Below are 3,301 nucleotides of genomic sequence, written 5' to 3'. Positions count from 1 at the left end.
GAGGTGGGTGGGTATGGCCAATCGGACGGTGCCGTTGTTGGCGTCGGGCGTGGGATCGGTCTCGTGACTGTCGGTGACCTCCAACCGGTGGACGACGGGGTAGGAGAAGAGCTGCGTCCCTTCTTTCTTGGGGGTGTGGGCATATCGGTTCTCGACCGAGTTCCAGCCGTAATTCCGGTTGAAGTCCCGGCCGGTGGCGCGCGTGTACGCCATGGCGATGCGGCCCGCTTCTCTTTTCGTGCTGCTGCCCGGATTGTTGAGCTGGGCATTGAGACTGATGTTCGTCGCCAGCGGCTCGTTCGAGTATTCCTCGCCGCTGGTTGCGCCGGAGCCGGCGTAATTCATGGTCGGAAAGCCCGGAAGCGTCCAGTCGTGGGTGACGTCGTCGTACGGATTCACCGCGATGTATCGTCGTTCCGTGACCAGTCTGACGGAAATGCGTCGAGTATCGGTCGTGCCGGACAGTTCGAACCACCGAGGGGTTCCGCCCTGGATCGCCTCGTCCAGTGCCGAATTCAGGCCCCTCCGGCCTCTCATCTGATCGAGCTTCTGCCGGTTTTCCAGGATTTTCAGCAGGCCGCGGGCAGCCAGGTATTTCTCGAGCCAGTCGAACAGCGGCTCGGTGCCTTCGACGCTGAGCGGTGTGGTGGTCAGTCCGAGCAGTTCCAGATGCAGCAGCTTCGCCGTCGGATACCGGGCTTCGGTGGGTGCGTGGCCGAAGGATTTCACCGACGGGACGAGCATGTTGATCGGATATCCCTTGCCGCCGTGCAGCGCTGACGTGGGATCGGGGGCGACCGGGGGGCCATCGGCGAGTATCAGGGTGACGTGGATGGTTCCGGTGGGCGTGACATGCAGCAGATCTCCCTCATGCCGCAGGGTCCGTGCGGTGACGCCGCGGCTGCTGTGATTCTGGTGGTGCCGGAACTGGTTGGTCACCCCCACTCGTGGGCCGGTGATTCGGACGTCCATGGGCGCGAACACGCTGGTCGAACTCTCGCCCTGCCCCCAGATCGTCATCGGCGCCAGGAGGAAGCCGACGGAATTCGAGATCGTCGAAACCCCCTGTACGTTCAGCTGCCGTATCGTGTAGAGCTCGATTCGCATTTTCTTCGCGGTCGGCCCGGTGATCCGGTTGCCCCCATGCATTTTCATGGTGAACTGTAGATAACCGATCTCGTGACCGTTTCTCGTATACAGGGTCGGCGAATCCTCGGTACCGTCCCACATCTTCGGGACGAGATCGAGGAAATTATCGGGATCGAAGAATTCCCACAGGCTTTCGGCGGAAATATCGGAGAGTCGGGAGAAATATGGTTCGAACGCGGCGATGACGTCCGCGTGGATCTGGTCGACATCGGGGATGTCGAGCGGCGCGTAGAGGGTGTCTCGCAGCAGGCTCAGTGGAGTCGGGACCGTCGCGAGGTCGTTCGGGTCGGCCGTGGGCGTCTTGCCGTTCGTCATGAATTCCGGGAAAAATGCCCGCATGTGGTTCGGCGTCGCTTCGCTGATGGCCTTCCAGCCCGTGGTCAGCCGTTGCGGCGACAGGAGATCGGCGGCATCACCCTGGCGCAGCTCCCATGTCGCCGCGAGATCGTAAGGCTCGTGGTCGCCCTGGCTGCGCAGTTTGGAGGTCGTCTGGACCGTCTCGGAAACATGGGTGCCGGAGTTCAGCTCGTTGAGCTTGGCGTCGAACTGCCAGTTCGTATACGCCGCGTGTAGTGGACCATTCTCATACGGCAATTCATTGGACTGCGCGAACGATGAGGACCGTACGGTGGTGTTGCTGGATCTGTTGCCGCTCCTGGAGGATTCGGTACTGAAACGCTGAATGCGAGTCACCTTCGGTTCGCCCGATGGCGCCCGCTCCTCCGGTGGGCCGAGGGCACGCAATGCGAGACGCAGGAAGATCCGATATGTCTTGCCCTTGTACACCACTTTCAACGGCATTCCCGACGTGGTCAGCAGCCGTCCCCGCTTGGTGGACAACAGCTCGGCGGTCAGCTCCTTCTCGACCGCGGCGGCCAGTTCCTCATCGACCGATGACTCGGGTTTCTTGCCCTTGCCGCGTTTTTCCTCCACGGCTCGAATGACGTGCCGCCGGAGCCACTTGACCGTATCCTCGTGGATCGGGTCGTAGTAGACCGGATTCTTCGGACCGGTGCGTTGGTTGCCGAAGGTCCGCATCAGAGGGCTCAGGTCGTGTGGGCGATCGACCGTTAGCGATCTGGCCAGATCCAGCCCGTAGTAGGTGTCGTCATCCTCGGCGTCGACCGGCGACGTGGTGTGCCTTGGCCCATCGAAAAGGCCGTTGAGCACATAGTCTTCTTGGTTGTCCAGCAGTGAGACGTGCGGCGGCTCATCGAACAAGTCGCCCAGTACGTTGTCCTCCTTGCTGTCGAGCGGCGAGGGAGACGGGTCATCGAACAGGTGGCCCATTACGTAGTCTTCCCGACCGTCGAGCAGTGAAGTATCTGCTGGGCGCGTCGGGGTGGGCGGAGTCCGGGGGCGCTCGTCCTGCGGGGCTTTTTCGATATCGCCGGTGGGCAGCTGTGACGATGGGGCCCGGTCGACGGACTTGGCGGAGTGGTCGTCCGATGCCGGGGTGCGTACCTCGTCGGCCGGTGCTTCCTCATCCAAGGTTTCGTTGCCGAGGATGTCGGTGGGGGACTGTTCGATTATGTTGCTCGATGTGACCGGTTGAGTTTCGTCGGTGTGCGTCTGCTGGTCTTGCTGGGGTGGTGACGTTGGGCGAGTCTGGTCGGGGGTTTCGGGCGTGCGGTCGATCGGTTTGGGGGTGTGCACCTCGTCGGCCCGGGTGTTCTCGGTCGGGGTTTCGTGGCCGGAGGGCGTGAGCTGCTCGGTTTCCTCGAGGTCGGTCGAGCGGGGCTGCTGGCTCTGCTGAGTTGGTGACGTTGGACGAATCTGGTCGGAGGTTTCGGCGGAGCGATCTTGCGGTCTCGAAGTGGGCACCTCGTCGGTCGACGTTTCCTCGTCCGGGGTTTCGTGGTCGAGGGCGTCTGTGGTCTGTTGAGTTTCCTCGGTGCGTGTCTGCTGGTCTCGTTGCAGGTTCTGCTGGGTGAGCGCCGGTGAGCGTGTCTTGTCGGTGGCTTCATTGGAGTGGTCCTCCGACTGGGTGTGCGCTTCGGTGGTAGGCGGCTGCGGAGTTTGTTGGGGCGGTTGTGTTGGGCGAGTCTGGTCGGTGGTCTCGGCGGAGTGGTTCTGCGGTGTCGGGGTGTGCACCTCGTCGGTGGGGGTCTTGTCGTCCGAGGGGGCGTGGTCGGAGGCGTTTTGGTGGGGC

General features: G+C 62.7%; 1 protein-coding gene. It reads right to left on the bottom strand.

Going from position 1 to position 3,301, the window contains the following annotated elements; all coding sequences use genetic code 11:
- On the bottom strand, nt 1-3,301 hold a 3,301-nt coding region (locus JZ791_RS43770), incomplete at both ends, for a hypothetical protein (RefSeq protein WP_216903831.1).

It is taken from the genome of Nocardia alni, assembly GCF_019038435.1.
Taxonomy (GTDB): domain Bacteria; phylum Actinomycetota; class Actinomycetes; order Mycobacteriales; family Mycobacteriaceae; genus Nocardia; species Nocardia alni.
This window is presented reverse-complemented; position numbering and strand designations above follow the sequence as displayed.